General features: G+C 63.7%; 16 protein-coding genes. 6 read left to right on the forward strand and 10 right to left on the reverse strand.

Annotated features, from left to right (window positions below; translation table 11 throughout):
• Positions 1–72: 72 nt before the first annotated feature.
• From ubiA to QYH69_RS04480, 5 genes are all read right to left on the reverse strand, one after another.
• Positions 73–936: a 4-hydroxybenzoate octaprenyltransferase gene (ubiA, locus tag QYH69_RS04460; protein WP_308830702.1), complete on the reverse strand. Its 864-nt coding sequence runs from the start codon at positions 934–936 to the stop codon at positions 73–75.
• Positions 937–1,052: 116 nt separating this feature from the next.
• Positions 1,053–1,541 (reverse strand): Dps family protein, encoded by a 489-nt coding sequence (locus tag QYH69_RS04465; RefSeq protein WP_308830703.1) that lies wholly within the window; start codon positions 1,539–1,541, stop codon positions 1,053–1,055.
• A gap of 223 nt (positions 1,542–1,764) precedes the next feature.
• A complete protein-coding gene (locus QYH69_RS04470) occupies positions 1,765–1,929 on the reverse strand; it encodes a hypothetical protein (protein WP_308830704.1) in 165 nt (54 codons plus the stop codon).
• Between the two features lie 93 nt (positions 1,930–2,022).
• Complete coding sequence (locus tag QYH69_RS04475) at positions 2,023–3,483, reverse strand: catalase (RefSeq protein WP_308830705.1); 1,461 nt, start codon at positions 3,481–3,483, stop codon at positions 2,023–2,025.
• 63 nt (positions 3,484–3,546) lie between these two features.
• On the reverse strand, positions 3,547–3,708 hold the full coding sequence (locus tag QYH69_RS04480) for a hypothetical protein (RefSeq protein ID WP_308830706.1): 162 nt from the start codon (positions 3,706–3,708) through the stop codon (positions 3,547–3,549).
• Between the two features lie 234 nt (positions 3,709–3,942).
• Between QYH69_RS04480 and QYH69_RS04485 the strand changes: the two genes are divergently transcribed.
• Positions 3,943–4,122: a type II toxin-antitoxin system RelE/ParE family toxin gene (locus QYH69_RS04485; protein WP_308830707.1), complete on the forward strand. Its 180-nt coding sequence runs from the start codon at positions 3,943–3,945 to the stop codon at positions 4,120–4,122.
• An 83-nt stretch (positions 4,123–4,205) separates the two neighbouring features.
• Here the strand turns inward: QYH69_RS04485 and QYH69_RS04490 are convergent, their stop codons facing one another.
• Entirely contained in the window at positions 4,206–5,165 is a 960-nt protein-coding gene (locus QYH69_RS04490; RefSeq protein WP_075158103.1) for a LysR substrate-binding domain-containing protein, read from the reverse strand.
• Positions 5,166–5,307: 142 nt separating this feature from the next.
• On the reverse strand, positions 5,308–7,653 hold the full coding sequence (gene recG / locus QYH69_RS04495; protein ID WP_308830708.1) for an ATP-dependent DNA helicase RecG: 2,346 nt from the start codon (positions 7,651–7,653) through the stop codon (positions 5,308–5,310).
• Positions 7,654–7,893: 240 nt separating this feature from the next.
• On the opposite strand from recG, the gene queA reads away from it, so the two are divergent.
• The 5 genes from queA (at position 7,894) to secF (ending at position 14,078) form a co-directional block, all read left to right on the forward strand.
• On the forward strand, positions 7,894–8,943 hold the full coding sequence (gene queA / locus QYH69_RS04500) for a tRNA preQ1(34) S-adenosylmethionine ribosyltransferase-isomerase QueA (protein WP_075158104.1): 1,050 nt from the start codon (positions 7,894–7,896) through the stop codon (positions 8,941–8,943).
• A 139-nt stretch (positions 8,944–9,082) separates the two neighbouring features.
• Complete coding sequence (gene tgt / locus QYH69_RS04505) at positions 9,083–10,267, forward strand: tRNA guanosine(34) transglycosylase Tgt (protein ID WP_308830709.1); 1,185 nt, start codon at positions 9,083–9,085, stop codon at positions 10,265–10,267.
• A gap of 286 nt (positions 10,268–10,553) precedes the next feature.
• Positions 10,554–10,820, forward strand: coding sequence for a preprotein translocase subunit YajC (gene yajC / locus QYH69_RS04510; RefSeq protein WP_232243547.1), 267 nt, complete (start codon positions 10,554–10,556; stop codon positions 10,818–10,820).
• 201 nt (positions 10,821–11,021) lie between these two features.
• Positions 11,022–13,109, forward strand: coding sequence for a protein translocase subunit SecD (gene secD, locus QYH69_RS04515; RefSeq protein WP_308830710.1), 2,088 nt, complete (start codon positions 11,022–11,024; stop codon positions 13,107–13,109).
• Positions 13,110–13,127: 18 nt separating this feature from the next.
• Positions 13,128–14,078, forward strand: a complete 951-nt coding sequence (gene secF, locus QYH69_RS04520) for a protein translocase subunit SecF (protein ID WP_075158108.1) — start codon at positions 13,128–13,130, stop codon at positions 14,076–14,078.
• Positions 14,079–14,236: 158 nt separating this feature from the next.
• Here secF and QYH69_RS04525 read toward each other — a convergent pair whose 3' ends face one another.
• From QYH69_RS04525 to QYH69_RS04535, 3 genes are all read right to left on the reverse strand, one after another.
• Positions 14,237–14,824: a YceI family protein gene (locus QYH69_RS04525; protein ID WP_374992348.1), complete on the reverse strand. Its 588-nt coding sequence runs from the start codon at positions 14,822–14,824 to the stop codon at positions 14,237–14,239.
• Positions 14,825–14,914: 90 nt separating this feature from the next.
• Positions 14,915–15,514: a YceI family protein gene (locus tag QYH69_RS04530; RefSeq protein WP_374992349.1), complete on the reverse strand. Its 600-nt coding sequence runs from the start codon at positions 15,512–15,514 to the stop codon at positions 14,915–14,917.
• A gap of 9 nt (positions 15,515–15,523) precedes the next feature.
• Positions 15,524–16,093: a cytochrome b gene (locus QYH69_RS04535; protein ID WP_308830711.1), complete on the reverse strand. Its 570-nt coding sequence runs from the start codon at positions 16,091–16,093 to the stop codon at positions 15,524–15,526.
• Positions 16,094–16,472 lie beyond the last annotated feature (379 nt).

The raw sequence follows: 16,472 nt of genomic DNA on the forward strand, positions 1-16,472 counted from the left end.
CGTGCCCGCTGCCCGCGCGCATCGACCGATGCGCCGGCCGGGCCGCCCGACCTGGCGCGGTCCGTTTATCGATCAGAGATTCTGCGCGGCATAATGCGCCGCAATGCCGGCGAACAGCACGCCGCCCAGCCAGTTGTTATGGCGAAACGCGGCGAAGCACGGCATCCGTTCGCGGCCGCGGATCAGCGTGTAGTGATAGATCGCACAGCCCACCGCCGCCGCCAACCCGATCCAGTAAAGCACACCGTAATGCAGCACGACGCCGATGCCCGCGTATATGCCAAGCGTCACCGCGTAGCAGAGCATGATCGCGAGAACGTCGTAGCGGCCAAACGTGAGCGCTGACGTGCGGATGCCGATCCTGATGTCGTCGTCGCGGTCGACCATTGCGTATTCGGTATCGTACGCAACGGACCAGAACACGTTCGCCGCAAGCATCACCCATGCGAGCGCCGGCACGCGGTCCTGAACGGCGGCGAACGCCATTGGAATGCCAAAGCCGAACGCAATGCCGAGATACGCTTGCGGAATCGCGAAAAAGCGCTTCGTGAACGGATACGTACCAGCGACGAACAGCGCGAACACCGACAGTTCCTTCGTCAGCGTATTGAGCGGCCAGATCAGCAGAAACGCGATCAGCGCAAGCGCCGCGGCGAGCGCAACGGCTTCCCACGCCTTGATCTTGCCCGACGTGATCGGCCGGTTTTCCGTGCGCTTCACGAAGCGGTCGAAATCGCGGTCCGCGTAGTCGTTGATCGCACAGCCGGCCGAGCGCATGAGCAACGTGCCGAGCACAAAAATAACGAGCAGCGACACCGAGGGCTGGCCGTCGGAGGCAATCCACAGCGCGTTGAGCGTGGGCCACAGCAGCAGCAGGCTGCCGATCGGCTTGTCCATGCGGACGAGCCGCAGATAGAGCGGGAGTCGGGCGAACATGGGAAGTGCGCGGAGAACGATTCCGCCATTTTAGTGCAGCATGAAAAAAAGCCCGACAGGTTCTTGACCTGTCGGGCTTTCTCACGTTAGCTGCGACGTCTTGCGCGTTCGCTCGCTCAGGCAAGCATCGAGCGCAACATCCACGCGGTCTTTTCGTGCGTCTGCATGCGTTGCGTCAGCAGATCGGCGGTCGGCTCGTCGTTAGCCGCTTCGGTAATCGGAAAAATTTCGCGCGCGGTGCGCACGACCGATTCCTGGCCTTCGACGAGCTGGCGGATCATGTCTTCCGCCGACGGCACGCCGTCCGCTTCAGCGATCGACGACAGCTTTGCGAAATCCTTGTAGCTGCCCGGCGCGAACACGCCCAGCGCGCGAATCCGCTCGGCGATCGAATCGACGGCGAGCGCGAGCTCGTTGTATTGACTTTCGAACATCAGATGCAGCGTGTTGAACATCGGCCCCGTCACGTTCCAGTGGAAGTTGTGGGTCTTCAGATACAGCGTGTAGGTATCGGCCAGCAGGCGCGACAGACCTTCCGCGATCTTCTTGCGATCCTTGTCGCTGATGCCGATATTGACGTGCGAAACGGCTTCTTTTTTGGCCATGATGACTCCTTTGAAGAGTGATTCGTACCGGTCGCTTTGCCCCGGATTGTCTGTTCGCAATCCTTGAACCTTCGAACGCCCGACAGTTTAGCGTAGAACGCCAGGCCTCCGCGTGCGAGGCGGCGTGCTTCCCTGCCATCACTGCGGCCATCACTGCATTGCGCACGCGGCGTCACATCGTTCCCTGTGTCGGCTCGCGCTCAACAGCCGGAATCGCTCGCGCTCACCCGCCGAAAACGTGCGCGATGCCGTGCGCGACGAGCACCGCGTAGCCGCTGCTGACGACCGCGAAGCCGAGCATCCTGCGCGCAAGCGCCGCATTGGTCATGCGCTGCGACTGCTGCGCGTGCGCCCGGCCGCCGATACTCATCAATACCATCTGGACCATGACCCTTCTCCTTTCACATCAGGACGGCGGCGCGAGCTTCGCGCTGGGGCGCGGCTTCGTGTCGCGCCGCCGTCGAACTGCCTGGCCGCCCGGTTACTTCACCGTTTCCGCGGTTCCGGCGAGCTTCGCGATCGCCGCGATCACGCCTTGCGCGTACGCCGGATCGATCCGGCGGAAATGCTCGATCTGGCGCGCGACGATGTCTTCCGGCACGCCATTGATGTGGCGCGCAATGTTTCCGAAGAAACGCTCGCGCTGCGCGGCGTCGAACAGGCGAAACAACGCCGCGGGCTGGCTGTAGTAATCGTCGTCGTCACGATGGTCGTAGCGATCGACCGCTCCGGCCGCGAGCGGCGGCTCCGCCGCGTTCGGATCCTGCGCGAAGTCGCCGAACCGGTTCGGTTCGTAGTTCGCCGTGCGGCCGAGATTGCCGTCGGCGCGCATCGCGCCGTCGCGATGGAACGAGCGCTGCGCGGGCGCGCGCGACGCGTTCACCGGAATCTGGTGATGATTGATCCCGAGACGATAGCGCTGCGTGTCGCCGTACGAGAACAGACGCCCTTGCAACAGACGGTCCGGCGAGACGCCGATGCCCGGCACCACGTTCGCCGGCGTGAACGCCGACTGCTCGACGTCCGCGAAATAGTTGTCCGCGTTGCGATTCAGTTCGATCACGCCGACGTCGATCAGCGGATAGTCCTTGTACGGCCACACCTTCGTGATGTCGAACGCGTTGTAGCGATAGTTCGCCGCATCGGCTTCAGGCATCACCTGGATGCAGAAGCGCCAGCGCGGGAAATTGCCCTTGTCGATGTTATCGACGAGGTCGCGCTGCGCGCTTTCGCGGTCTTGCGCGACCACTTGCGCCGCTTCGGCGTCGGTGTAGTTCGCGATACCTTGCATCGACTTGAAGTGGAACTTCACCCAGAAGCGCTCGTTGTTCGCGTTGATGAACGAGAACGTATGCGAGCCGAAGCCGTGCATCTGCCGATAGTTCTGCGGAATGCCGCGGTCGCTCATCAGAATCGTCACCTGATGCAGCGATTCCGGATGACGCGACCAGAAGTCCCACGCCGCAACGTTGCTGCGCAGATTCGTGTACGGATCGCGCTTTTGCGTGTGGATGAAATCCGGGAACTTGAGCGGATCGCGGATAAAGAACACCGGCGTGTTATTGCCGACGACATCCCAGTTGCCCTCTTCGGTGTAGAACTTGATCGAGAAGCCGCGCACGTCGCGTTCGGCATCGGCCGCACCGCGCTCGCCCGCCACCGTCGAAAACCGCATGAAAAGCGGCGTTTCCTTGCCGACCTGCGCGAACACCTTCGCCTTCGTATAGCGCGAAATGTCGTGCGTGACCTTCAGCGTGCCGAACGCGCCCGAACCCTTCGCATGCACGCGGCGCTCGGGGATCACTTCGCGATCGAAGTGCGCGAGCTTTTCGATGAGCCACATGTCCTGCAAGGCAACCGGGCCGCGCACGCCGGCTGTCATCGAGTTCTGATTGTCGGCAACGGGCGCGCCAGCCGCGTTGGTGAGGGTACGTTCGGTCATTGCTCTGTTCCTTTGTTTGTCTGGGGCGATTAGTTCTTCGGGAGAGGCAGTCGATGCGCGGGATCACGCGGACAGGGCGCGATCGACGAGCAGCGCAATCGCAACGGTGCGCAAGGTCATCGCGGGCGCGGTGTTACCCGCCGCGATCGATGCGGCCTGTTGCTGGGATGACGCGGGAGCAGACTGAATGCGGGACTGGATGTCAAACGACGGCACGTGCTGCATGGGTACCTCCGGGTTCTCGTTGTTGGGGATCGGCGATCCATGAGACGCACTATAACAAAGCTATCGATTTTTATAATTTAATTAAATTTATCTATTCGATAGGCCGTCACACGAGCCTGGCGACGAAGTTGCACCGCCTACGCCACGCTGAGGGCCGACCCGTCGCGTGCGATCAGCGCGAGCGACGTTCGCGCAGCGCTCGCCGCCAAACGAAAAACGAGAGAGTGATCTGCTATGACGACATCCGAAGCCAGATTCGCTGCCGAAGCGCTGGAGCACCTGGCCAATCTCGAGCGATATCTCGCGGATGTCTCTACACCGCGCGTGGCTGCGCAGTATGTGGATCGAGTCGTCACCTATTGCGAAAGCTTGCGGACGCTGCCGCATCGCGGTCAAAAACGCGATGACATATGACCCGGCCCTTCGGCTGACATGACCCGGCCTTCGGCTGACGCACTACCGGGGCCGCACCGTCATCGCGCCGGGGCCCGCCCCGCTCAATTCACCGCCACCGGCAAATCAAGCTTCTTCACCCCGGGCAGATCACACGCCGCGACTGCGTCGCAGATCGCATCGATCGCCGGCATGCGCGTGAAGCTCTTGCGCCAGGCGAGCACGACGCGGCGATCGGGCACCGGCTCGTCGAAGGCCACGTAGCTGAGCAGCCCCGAATCGACGCCGCCCGCATGCGGCTTCACCTCATGCACCGACATGCGCGGCAGCACCGTAATGCCGACGCCGCTCGCCACCATATGACGGATCGTCTCGAGCGACGAACCTTCGAATGTCTTCTGAATGCCGTCCGCGTTCTGCGAGAAACGCATGAGCTCCGGACATACACCGAGCACGTGATCGCGGAAGCAGTGCCCGCTGCCGAGCAGCAGCATCGTTTCCTGCTTGAGGTCGCTCGCGTCGATCTTGTCGCGCGTCTCCCATGCATGGCCCGACGGCAGCGCGACGACGAACGGCTCGTCGTAGAGCGGCCGCAGCATCAGGCCCGTTTCGGGAAACGGCAGCGCCATGATCGCCACGTCGATTTCGCCCTGCTTGAGCAGTTCGATCAGCTTCAGCGTGTAGTTTTCCTGCAGCATCAGCGGCATCTGCGGGACGCGCTTGATCATCTGCTTGACGAGCGTCGGCAGCAGATACGGCCCGATCGTGTAAATCACGCCGAGACGCAGCGGCCCGACGAGCGGGTCTTTTCCCTGCTTCGCGATCTCCTTGATCGCGAGCGTCTGCTCGAGCACGCGCTGCGCCTGCGTGACGATCTGCTCGCCGATCGGCGTCACGCTGACTTCGCTCGTGCCGCGCTCGAAAATCTGCACGTTCAGTTCGTCTTCGAGCTTCTTGATCGCTACGGACAACGTCGGCTGGCTGACGAAACAGGCCTCCGCCGCGCGGCCAAAATGCCGCTCGCGCGCCACCGCGACGATGTACTTCAGTTCTGTGAGCGTCATTGAGGGACCAATCAGTGCAATAAAATCAATAGGTTTCAGTTATACACCTATGGGGCCAATTCGCCAACCACCCCGCATGCCGCTGCAGCGCGACGCGTGCGCACCTTGAGCGAAGTGCGCGAGTCCGCCTCCGCGCTATGACTTACGCCTTCAGATAGTGTTCGCGCGCGCCGAGCCAGCGCGCGAGGTGCTGCGTGACGACGTCCGGGTATTGCGCCAGCAACTGCGCCGCCGCTTCGCGCGCCGGCTCGATGAGCCAGCCGTCCTGCTGCAGATCGGCGAAGCGCAGCATCGCCGCGCCGGACTGGCGCGCGCCGAGAAATTCGCCGGGACCGCGAATTTCGAGGTCGCGCCGCGCGATTTCGAAGCCGTCGGTGGTTTCGCGCATCGTCTGCAGGCGCGCGCGGCCGGCGATCGACAGCGGCCCCGAATACAGCAGCACGCACACCGACGCGACGCTGCCGCGCCCAACGCGGCCACGCAACTGATGCAGCTGCGCAAGCCCGAAGCGCTCCGCGTGTTCGATCACCATGAGCGACGCGTTCGGCACGTCGACGCCGACTTCGATCACCGTCGTCGCCACGAGCAGCTGGACCTCGTTGCGCGTGAACGCGTCCATGACTGCCGCTTTCTCGGCAGGCGCGAGGCGACCATGCACAAGCCCGACTTTCAGCTCCGGCAGCGCGGCCACCAGCGTTTCGTAGGTCTCGACGGCCGTCTGCAATTGCAGCGTCTCGCTCTCCTCGATCAGCGGGCACACCCAGTACACCTGACGCCCGGTCAGCGCCGCTTCGCGCACGCGCCCGATCACCTCTTCGCGGCGCGCGTCCGAGATCAGTTTCGTCAGGATCGGCGTGCGGCCCGGCGGCAGTTCGTCGATCGTCGACACGTCGAGGTCCGCGTAGTACGTCATCGCGAGCGTGCGCGGAATCGGCGTCGCCGACATCATCAGTTGATGCGGCTGGAAAGCGCGCGCGCCATCCGCGGCGTTTTTCGCCTTGCCGCGCAACGCTAGACGCTGTTCGACGCCGAACCGATGCTGCTCGTCGACGATCACGAGCCCGAGGCGCGCGAATTCGACGGTGTCCTGGATGATCGCGTGCGTGCCGATCACGAGCCGCGCGGTGCCGAGCGCAGCCGCTTCGAGCGCCGCGCGCTTTTCCTTCGCCTTGAGGCTGCCCGCGAGCCATGCGACCGTGACGCCGAGCGGTTCGAGCCAGCCGCGCAGCTTGCGGGCGTGCTGCTCGGCGAGGATTTCGGTCGGCGCCATCAGCGCGGCCTGGTAACCGGCGTCGATCGCCTGCGCGGCGGCAAGCGCGGCGACGATCGTCTTGCCGCTGCCGACGTCGCCTTGCAAGAGACGCTGCATCGGGTGCGGCTGCGTCAGATCGTTTGCGATTTCGGCGCCGACGCGCTGTTGCGCGCCCGTCAGCGAAAACGGCAGCGCGGCGAGCAGACGCGCGACGAGCGAATCGGCGTCGCCGGACGCACGGCGCGGCATCGCGGGCGCCGAGCGCGTGCGGCGCTCTTCGTGCGCGCGCTTGAGCGACATCTGCTGCGCGAGCAGCTCTTCGAACTTGATGCGCGACCATGCGGGATGCGTGCCGTCGATCAATGCCGTTTCGTCCGCGTCCGCATGCGGGTGATGCAGCGTGCGCACCGCCTGCATCAGCGGCGGCAGCTCAAGCGGCTGCAGATACGCGCGCGCGATCGGCTCCGGCAGCAGTTCCGGCAATGACGTGCGCGACAGCGCGTTGTCGATCGCCTTGCGCAGATACGCCTGCGTCACGCCCGCCGTGCTCGGATAGACCGGCGTCAGCGCCTGCGGCAGCGGCGTATCCTCGTCGACGACGCGCACGGCCGGGTGCACCATTTCCATGCCGAAGAAACCGCCGCGCACGTCGCCACGCACGCGCAGCCGCACGCCGACCGACATCTGCCTGACCTGCGAGCCATAGAAATTGAGGAAGCGCAGAACGAGCTCGTCGCCCGCATCGTCGCGCAGCTTCACGAGCAACTGACGACGCGGCCGGTACGCGATTTCGTTGTCGAACACGACGCCTTCCGTCTGCGCGATGCCACCGGGCAGCAGCTCGCCGATCGGCGTCAGCGACGTTTCGTCTTCGTAACGCATCGGCAGATGCAGCACGAGATCGATGTCGCGCGACAGGCCGAGCTTCGCGAGCTTGTCGCCGGTGCGCGGCAGGGCGGCCTTTTGCGCGGACCCGTCCGTCGACTCTTGCGGCACGGAACCGGCGGGCTTTGCGGTGCGCTTTGCAGCCGGCTTTGCAGTCGGCTTCGCAGCCGGCTGCATCGCCGATTTCGAGGTCGAATCTTCGGTTGCGGGCACCGGATCGTGCGGCGCGTGCCCGGCCGCAACATTGTCGCCGATCCGCGCGTGCGCCGCCTTGCTGCGCGCGGCGCGCCGCGGCGGCGCTGTGTCGGCGTCATCGGGGTCTACAGGCGGACGGCGTTCGGACAAGGGCATGAGTCGCTTCGCAAGTACAATATCGGCTTTCCACGTTTTCGTGGCCGTTCGGCGCGGCATCGGGACGGCCGGCGCCCGCTCGGCAGTGTCCCGCAATCATAGCCGCTCGGCGCGCGGCGTCGATTCTGTCTGATTCGAAGTGCCCGCGCCATTAGCACGCCGTCTATTGGCACGCCGTCTATTGGCACGCCGTTTATTAGCACGCCCTTTTTTAGCCGTTCCGTATCCACACCCGTGCGCATGTTCACCCTTTCCGATTTCGATTTCGCGCTGCCGCCCGAACTGATTGCACAAGTCGCGTTGCCCGAGCGCAGCGCGAGCCGCCTGCTCGAAGTGGACAACCGGACCCGCCCGGCGACGCTCACCGACCGCCGCTTTGCCGAACTACCCGATTGCGTCGCACCGGGCGACCTGCTCGTGTTCAACGATACGAAGGTGCTGAAGGCGCGCTTTCCCGGCTATAAGTCGAGCGGCGGCAAAATCGAAGTGCTGGTCGAGCGGCTCACCGGCGAACGGACCGCGCTGGCGCAGATTCGCGCGAGCAAGAGCCCTGCCGCGGGCACGCAGTTGCGCCTCGCCGATGCGTTCGACGTTACCGTCGGCGAGCGCGTCGAGCCGTTCTACACGCTGCATTTTCCGACCGATTGCCTCACGCTGATCGAGCAGTACGGGCGGCTGCCGTTGCCGCCGTATATCGAGCACGACCCCGATGCGACCGACGAGACGCGCTACCAGACCGTCTACGCGCAGAATCCGGGCGCGGTGGCCGCGCCGACCGCCGGCCTGCATTTCGACGAAGCGCTTTTTGCGCGGCTCGACGCGCGCGGCGTCGAGCGCGCGACGCTCACGCTGCATGTCGGCGCCGGCACGTTCCAGCCGGTGCGCGTCGAGAACATTGCGGAGCACAAGATGCACAGCGAGTGGTACCAGTTGCCGCAGTCGCTGGTCGATAAAATCGCCGCGACACGGGCGCGCGGCGGGCGCGTGATCGCCGTCGGCACGACGTCGATGCGCGCGCTCGAAGCGGCCGCGCGCGATGCGGAGAACGCGGGCCGCGCGCTCGCGGCAACGAGCGCGGAGACGGACATTTTCATCACGCCGGGCTATCGTTTTCGCGTCGTCGACCGGCTCGTGACGAACTTCCATTTACCGAAATCGACGCTTCTGATGCTGGTGTCCGCATTTGCCGGTATCGATACGATTCGTGCCGCGTATCGGCATGCAATCGACGAGCGCTATCGTTTCTTCAGCTACGGCGACGCGATGCTGCTGACGCGCAGCGACGCGTAACGCGCGTGCGTGTTCGACTGACAGCGTTTGACTGACATTCAGTGCCTTATCTAGTGCCTTTATCGGCCGCCGGGCATCCTCCGGCAGGCTTCATTTTTTACGCGCCGGACTGTGTTTCCGGTCGCTCGGGAGCTGCTCAATGACCGACGGTCATCATGACGACAATCACACCGATCACACGCCGCCCGCCGGCGGCCTCGCATTCGATCTGCTGAAAACCGACGGTCTCGCGCGCCGCGGCCGCCTCACGCTGAACCATGGCGTCGTCGAAACGCCGATCTTCATGCCGGTCGGCACCTACGGCACGGTCAAGGCGATCCAGCCGCGCGAACTCGAAGAAGTCCGCGCGCAGATCATCCTCGGCAACACATTTCACCTGTGGCTGCGCCCGGGCCTCGAGACGGTCGCCGCGCACGGCGGTCTGCACGGCTTCATGGGCTGGAAGCGGCCGATCCTGACCGACTCGGGCGGCTTCCAGGTGTTCTCGCTCGGCGATCTGCGCAAGATCACCGAAGACGGCGTCACGTTCGCGTCGCCGATCAACGGCGACAAGCTGTTCCTGTCGCCGGAAGTGTCGATGCAGATCCAGAAAGTGCTGAATTCGGACATCGTCATGCAGTTCGACGAATGCACGCCTTACGCAACCAACGGCGTGCCGACGACGCGCGACGAAGCGGGCGCATCGATGCGCATGTCGATGCGCTGGGCGAAGCGTTCGATCGACGAATTCGGCCGCCTGTCGAATCCGAATGCGTTGTTCGGCATCGTCCAGGGCGGCATGTTCGAGGATTTGCGCGACGAATCGCTGGCCGGCCTCGCCGAAATGGACTTCCACGGCTTTGCGATCGGCGGCCTGTCGGTTGGCGAGCCGAAAGAGGACATGATGCGCGTGCTCGAGCACGTCGCGCCGCGGCTGCCCGCGAACAAGCCGCACTATCTGATGGGCGTCGGCACGCCCGAGGATCTCGTGGCCGGCGTCGCAGCCGGCGTCGATATGTTCGATTGCGTGATGCCCACGCGCAACGCGCGCAACGGCTGGCTCTTCACGCGCTTCGGCGACATCAAGATCCGCAACGCGACGCACAGGAACTCGCTGCGGCCGCTCGACGAGCAATGCGGCTGCTACACGTGCCGCCACTTCACGCGCGGTTATCTGCACCATCTGCATCGCGTCGGCGAGATACTCGGCGCACAGCTGAACACGATCCACAACCTGCACTACTACCTCGAGCTGATGCAGGAAATGCGCGACGCGATCGACGGCGGCAACTTCACCGCGTTTCGCAGGCTGTTCCACGAAAATCGCGCGCGCGGCATCGATTAGCCGCACGTCCGCACAACGGCACGTCGAACCGCGCGCGAAACATTACAATTCACTTTCGCAACGGCGTGCCGCTCGATCTGTCAAACCGCGGCGTCGGCACGGTGGTCGAAACCGTGCCGCAAGCGGGGTGCAGATGCAAATGAGGCGCGCCGACGCGCAAAGTGCCGGTGGTAGAATAATCGGCTGACTTTTTTTGACTGGTATAAACGGAGAGACCAACGTGCCGTCGTTCATTTCCAATGCATTCGCACAAGGCAGTGCCGCCGGGGGCGCCGAATCGAGCCTGATGAGCTTTCTGCCGCTCATCCTCATGTTCGCAGTGCTCTACTTCATCATGATTCGCCCGCAAATGAAGCGCCAGAAAGAGCATCGCAACATGCTCGCGGCGATGGCCAAAGGCGACGAAGTAGTGACGAACGGCGGTATTGTCGGCAAGATCACGAAAGTCGGCGAAGCGTATGTCGGCGTAGAAATCTCCGAAGGAACGGAAATCACCGTGCAGAAGGCTTCGGTCACGACGATTCTCCCGAAAGGCACGATCAAATCGCTGTAACGCGTTTCCAGCGCGCTTTTTTGCACGCTTTTTGCACGCTTTTTGCACGCTTCCTGCGCGTTTTTTTGCGATCTCGTGCGCAACTAGAGCAAGACCCGCAAGGCCCTGCCCCGAAGCCTCATACGAAGCCGCTCCCGCTGAACGCGGCGCGGCCTTGCAAGCAACTGGCACCTTGCCGCCAACCGTCCGTTGGACCATCCCATGAATCGTTACCCCCTCTGGAAATATGCCGTGATGCTGGTGGCGCTTGCCATCGGCCTCCTGTACACGCTGCCCAACTTCTTCGGCGAAGCGCCGGCAGTGCAGGTGTCGAGCGGCAAGGCAACGGTCAAGCTCGATTCGGCCACGCTGTCGCAGGTCGAAGCGGCGCTGGCGGAGAGCCACATCAAAGCCGACGATGTCACGTTCGACAATTCGACGCTGAATGCGAACATCCGCGTGCGCGTGGCCGATACGGATACGCAATTGCGCGTCAAGGATCTGCTGCAGAAGTCGCTGAACAGCGACCCGTCGGATCCGACGTACGTCGTCGCGCTGAACCTGCAAAGCGCGTCGCCGCACTGGCTGACCGCGCTGCACGCGCTGCCGATGTACCTCGGGCTCGATCTGCGCGGCGGCGTGCACTTCCTGCTGCAGGTCGACATGGCAGGCGCGCTGAACAAGAAACTCGATTCCGATGCGTCCGATGCGCGCACGCTGCTGCGCGACAACCGCATTCGCGACGGCGGCGTGAACCGCGTCGGCCAGTCGGTCGTCGCGAGCTTCGCGGACCAGAGCGTCGCCGAGGCGGCGCGCAAGCAACTGACGACGGGCGTCAGCGAACTGCAGTGGGCCACGCAACCGGCGCCGACCGGCGGCTGGCAAGTGGTCGGCACGTTTACGCCGGCGGTGGAAAAGGCGGTGCAGGAAGCCGCGCTCAAGCAGAACATCACGACGCTGCATAACCGCGTCAACGAGCTCGGCGTCGCGGAACCCGTGATCCAGCAGCAAGGCAACGACCGTATCGTCGTCGAACTGCCGGGCGTGCAAGACACGGCGAAGGCGAAAGACATCATCGGCCGCACGGCGACGCTCGAAGCGCGCCTCGCGGACCCCGTCAACACGCATCCGAATCCGAACGACCCGGTGCCGCCGGGCGACGAGCTCTTCACGCAGGGCAACCAGGTGCCGGTACTGCTGCGCAAGCAGGTGATCTTCACCGGCGATCGCATCATCGACGCGTCGGCGGGCTTCGACGAGCATCAGCGTCCTTCGGTCAATATCCGTCTGGACTCGGCCGGCGGCCGCGCGGTGCGCACCGTGTCGCGCGACAACATCGGCAAACCGATGGCGATGGTGTTGTTCGAAAAGGGCAAGGGCCAGGTGCTGACGGTCGCGACGATCCAGTCGGAACTCGGCGACCGCTTCCAGATTACCGGCCAGCCGACGCCGCAAGCCGCGGCCGACCTCGCGCTGCTGCTGCGCGCCGGCTCGCTCGCCGCGCCGATGGACATCATCGAGGAACGCACGATCGGCCCGAGCCTCGGCGCCGACAACATCAAGAAGGGCTTCGATTCGGTCGTCTACGGCTTTATCGCGATCGCCGCATTCATGATCGCGTACTACATGCTGTTCGGTCTGATCTCGATGATCGCACTGTCGGTAAACCTGCTGCTGCTGGTCGCGATCCTGTCGATGCTACAGGCCACGCTAACGCTGCCGGGCATCGCCGCTATCGCGCTCGCGCTCGGTATGGCGATCGACGCAAACGTGCTGATCAACGAGCGCGTGCGCGAAGAATTGCGCAACGGCGCGCCGCCGCAGCTTGCGATCCAGAACGGCTACGCGCATGCGTGGGCGACCATTCTCGATTCGAACGTCACGACGCTGATCGCCGGCCTCGCGCTGCTCGCATTCGGTTCGGGCCCGGTGCGCGGCTTCGCGGTCGTGCACTGCATCGGCATTCTGACGTCGATGTTCTCCGCGGTGTTCTTCTCGCGCGGCCTCGTGAACCTCTGGTACGGCGGCAAGAAGAAACTGAAATCGCTCGCGGTCGGCCAGGTGTGGCGACCCGCCACGGCCACGGCCGGCGGCGCGGCCGCTTACCTCGAAGACGATACGGCGAACGACGATACAGTCACGAGCCCTGCCCGCGCGAGCGCGCCCGCTCCCGCAGCCAAACGCAAGGCGCCCGCAAACGCATCCGCCGGTACGCGCGCCAACCCAGGCAAACCAACCGTGCGCCGGCGCAACGCGCCTGGCACGCCGAGCGGCAGCAACGCGCCGAAGAAACCGGGTTCAACCCGCTGATGCCCGGAGAACGAGACCATGGAATTTTTCCGCATCCGTAAAGACATTCCGTTCATGCAGCGCGCGTTGCTGTTCAACGCGATTTCGCTGATCACGTTTATTGCCGCCGTGTTTTTCCTCGTGCACCGCGGCCTGCACCTGTCGATCGAATTCACGGGCGGCACGGTGATCGAAGTGCAGTATCCGCAGGCCGCGCAGCTCGAACCGGTGCGCGACACGCTGACGAAGATCGGCTACGCCGACGCGCAGGTGCAGAATTTCGGCACGTCGCGCGACGTGCTGATCCGCCTGCCGCTGAAGCAGGGCCTCAGCTCGGCGCAGCAAAGCGACCAGGTGATGGGCGCGCTGAAGGCCGAAAACGCGCAGGTGCAGCTGCAACGCGTCGAGTTCGTCGGGCCGCAGGTCGGCAAGGAGCTCGCCACCGACGGTCTGCTCGCGCTCGCGTGCGTGGTGGCCGGCATCGTGATCTATCTGTCGTTCCGCTTCGAGTGGAAGTACGCGATCGCCGGCGTGATCGCCAACCTGCACGACGTCGTGATCATTCTCGGCTTCTTCGCGTTCTTCCAGTGGGAGTTCTCGTTGTCGGTGCTCGCGGCCGTGCTTGCGGTGCTCGGCTACTCCGTCAACGAATCGGTCGTTATCTTCGACCGGATCCGCGAGACGTTCCGCCGCGAACGCAAGATGAGCGTGATCGAAGTGATCAACCACGCGATTACGAGCACGATGTCGCGAACCATCATCACGCACGGCTGTACGCAGATGATGGTGCTGTCGATGTTCCTGTTTGGCGGCCCGACGCTGCACTACTTCGCACTCGCGCTGACGGTCGGTATTCTGTTCGGTATCTACTCGTCGGTATTCGTCGCGGCGGCGCTCGCAATGTGGCTCGGCGTGAAGCGCGAAGACCTGCTGAAGGAAAAGAAGGAACGCCACGACCCGAACGACCCGAACGCGGGCGCGCAGGTCTGATCGCAGTACTTTCGCGCTGCGTTTCGCTTCGGCAAGAAGGCCGGTTCATGTTGAACCGGCCTTTTTTGCTGGAGCCCCGCTCTGTCAACCAGACGAGTGACCCGGCCGGCGCCGCTTGCTACTGCTTGCTACTGCTTGCTACTGCTTGCTACTGCTTGCTACTGCTTGATCCCCTCGGCCTGGATATGCAGCATGGTGGCCATGCCGAAACCCTGCTTCTGCCCCAGATCGATGCCGTAGTCGGCGCGGTCGAACTTCGCGGTCGCATCGACGCCGCAAACCTCGCGCTTGAGCATCGGGTGCTGCATGCACTTGAACGCCACGACCTGCAGATTCAGCGGCTTCGTCACGCCGTGCAGCGTGAGATTGCCGATCACTTCGACCGGTTTGTCGCCGTCGAAACGGATCTGCGTGCCCTTGTAGACCGCGGTCGGATACTTCGAGACATCGAGCATTTCGTCGGAGCGCGCATGCTCGTCCAGCTTCGGATTACCGGTCTGAATCGACGACGTATCGATCGTCACATCGACCGTCCCCGTTTTCGCTGCGCGATCGAGCGTCACGGTTCCTGTCGACTTCGTGAATTTACCGCGCCATACGGATAAACCGCCCATATGATCGGATTCGAAGCTCGGAAACGTGTGATTGGGATCGAGCTGATACGTATCGGCGGCCGCGGTTGCGTCGAGCGAAACAAAAGCCGCGACGAGCGGCGCGATCGCGCCGGCCAGGCGTGTCTTCTTCACGATTTATTCTCCTTTTAAGGCGCGATGCGCGAGCGAAAGCGCGTCGACGCCGTTAGTCTCTCCTTACCCTTGCTGCCCTTGCTGCGTTTTCTACTTTCCAGCACCCACGAAATGAAACTTGATGACGACATCGTCGGCCACCACCGACGTGTCCTTCCACTCGCCTAGCCCGACGTCGTACTGCGAGCGCCTGATCGTAAGCGCCCCGTCGAACACATGCGCCGCGCCCTGCGTCGTCACCGTGACCGGCACGACCACGGTCTGCGACTTGCCTTTGATCGTCAGTTTGCCGGTGACGTTGAATCGGTCCGCGCCGGCCGGCGCAATTGCGCTCGACACGAAGGTCGCGCTCGGGAAAGTCTTCGCGTCGAACCAGTCCTTGCCGCGCACTTCGTCGTTATAGGTTTCGTCGCCGAGGTCGTAGCTCGTCATATCGACGTTGACCTGCGCGCTGCCTGCAGCCAGCTTCGCCGGATCGAACGCGAGCTGCGCGGAAAACTTCGTGAACTTGCCTTCGACAGGCACATTCATCTGTTTCGACGTCGCCGTGATCGTGCTGTGCACGGCGTCGATCTGCGCATGCGCGTCGCGTGCGTTCAGCGCAAATGGCACGGCGAGCGCAACCGCGATCGCGGCGGCAGCGAGCCTGGCCGATATCGCGATCCTGACCGGAGTGAACGAGGCTTTCAATGGTTGTCCTTATTTGAGGAACGGGATCATCCGCGACAGCAACCCATCGCGATCGAGCCATTGATGCTTGAGCGCCGCCGCGACGTGCAGCACCACGAGCACGAGCAGCGTGTAATTGAGCGCGATATGCAGATTCTTGAGCACCGTCTTGAGCACCGGGTCGGGCGCGATAAGCCGCGGCAACGGCACGAGCCCAAGGTACACGACCTGCACGTTGGCCGCCGAGCTGTACAGATATCCGGATACCGGGATCACCACCATCAACGCGTACAACGCGACATGCGTGGCCTGCGCGGCCCTGCGCTGCCAGGCGGACATGCCCGCGGGCAGCGGCGGCGCCGCATGCGTCGCGCGCCATAGAATGCGCAGCACGACGAGCGCAAAGATCGTGACGCCGATCCACTTGTGCCACGAGAAGTAGCGCAGCTTCGTCGGCGTGAAGCCGGGTATATCGGTCATTACCCAGCCGAGCGAAAAGCCGCCGACAATCAGCACTGCGATCAGCCAGTGAAACGCGATGGCCGTGCGCGTATAACGCAGGCTCGTCGCGCGCCCGGCAAACGACGAGAGATGTGCCACGAAGCCTCCCGTACAGCGAATCGCGAGATTGAATTTAAACGACACGACAGCGCCCGTTATTCCCGCCGATGCATGTCGCATCGCGCGCAATCACGCACCCTAAGTCACGCACCAGCGACGCACCTTTTATCGTGGACGCGCCTTCGCGCCATGCTACTCCACCCTACGCGCTTTCATGCAAGCGTCCGAAGCGTATCGCGCGTGCGGTGCGCGTGCGGTCCGGAACTTGCTATAACGGCTCGGGCTCATCAGGAACCGGCACGCCTTCGTACCGTCGGGCTTCGCAGCGGTAACCCGAGCCCGCGCTCGAACAACTAAGCTCCGGGCCCGGCCACCCTATGCGGTGACGGCGAAGCGCCTTTGATACTATGTCGCCAGG

Origin of the sequence: Paraburkholderia sp. SARCC-3016, from assembly GCF_031119615.1 — a bacterium.
In the GTDB taxonomy this organism is placed as follows: Bacteria; Pseudomonadota; Gammaproteobacteria; order Burkholderiales; family Burkholderiaceae; genus Paraburkholderia.

Coding starts and splice junctions, on each gene's coding strand:
- ubiA (WP_308830702.1), bottom strand. CDS start 936: ATGTTCGCCCGACTCCCGCTCTATCTGCGGCTCGTCCGCATGGACAAG.
- QYH69_RS04465 (WP_308830703.1), bottom strand. CDS start 1,541: ATGGCCAAAAAAGAAGCCGTTTCGCACGTCAATATCGGCATCAGCGAC.
- QYH69_RS04470 (WP_308830704.1), bottom strand. CDS start 1,929: ATGGTCCAGATGGTATTGATGAGTATCGGCGGCCGGGCGCACGCGCAG.
- QYH69_RS04475 (WP_308830705.1), bottom strand. CDS start 3,483: ATGACCGAACGTACCCTCACCAACGCGGCTGGCGCGCCCGTTGCCGAC.
- QYH69_RS04480 (WP_308830706.1), bottom strand. CDS start 3,708: ATGCAGCACGTGCCGTCGTTTGACATCCAGTCCCGCATTCAGTCTGCT.
- QYH69_RS04485 (WP_308830707.1), top strand. CDS start 3,943: ATGACGACATCCGAAGCCAGATTCGCTGCCGAAGCGCTGGAGCACCTG.
- QYH69_RS04490 (WP_075158103.1), bottom strand. CDS start 5,165: ATGACGCTCACAGAACTGAAGTACATCGTCGCGGTGGCGCGCGAGCGG.
- recG (WP_308830708.1), bottom strand. CDS start 7,653: ATGCCCTTGTCCGAACGCCGTCCGCCTGTAGACCCCGATGACGCCGAC.
- queA (WP_075158104.1), top strand. CDS start 7,894: ATGTTCACCCTTTCCGATTTCGATTTCGCGCTGCCGCCCGAACTGATT.
- tgt (WP_308830709.1), top strand. CDS start 9,083: ATGACCGACGGTCATCATGACGACAATCACACCGATCACACGCCGCCC.
- yajC (WP_232243547.1), top strand. CDS start 10,554: ATGAGCTTTCTGCCGCTCATCCTCATGTTCGCAGTGCTCTACTTCATC.
- secD (WP_308830710.1), top strand. CDS start 11,022: ATGAATCGTTACCCCCTCTGGAAATATGCCGTGATGCTGGTGGCGCTT.
- secF (WP_075158108.1), top strand. CDS start 13,128: ATGGAATTTTTCCGCATCCGTAAAGACATTCCGTTCATGCAGCGCGCG.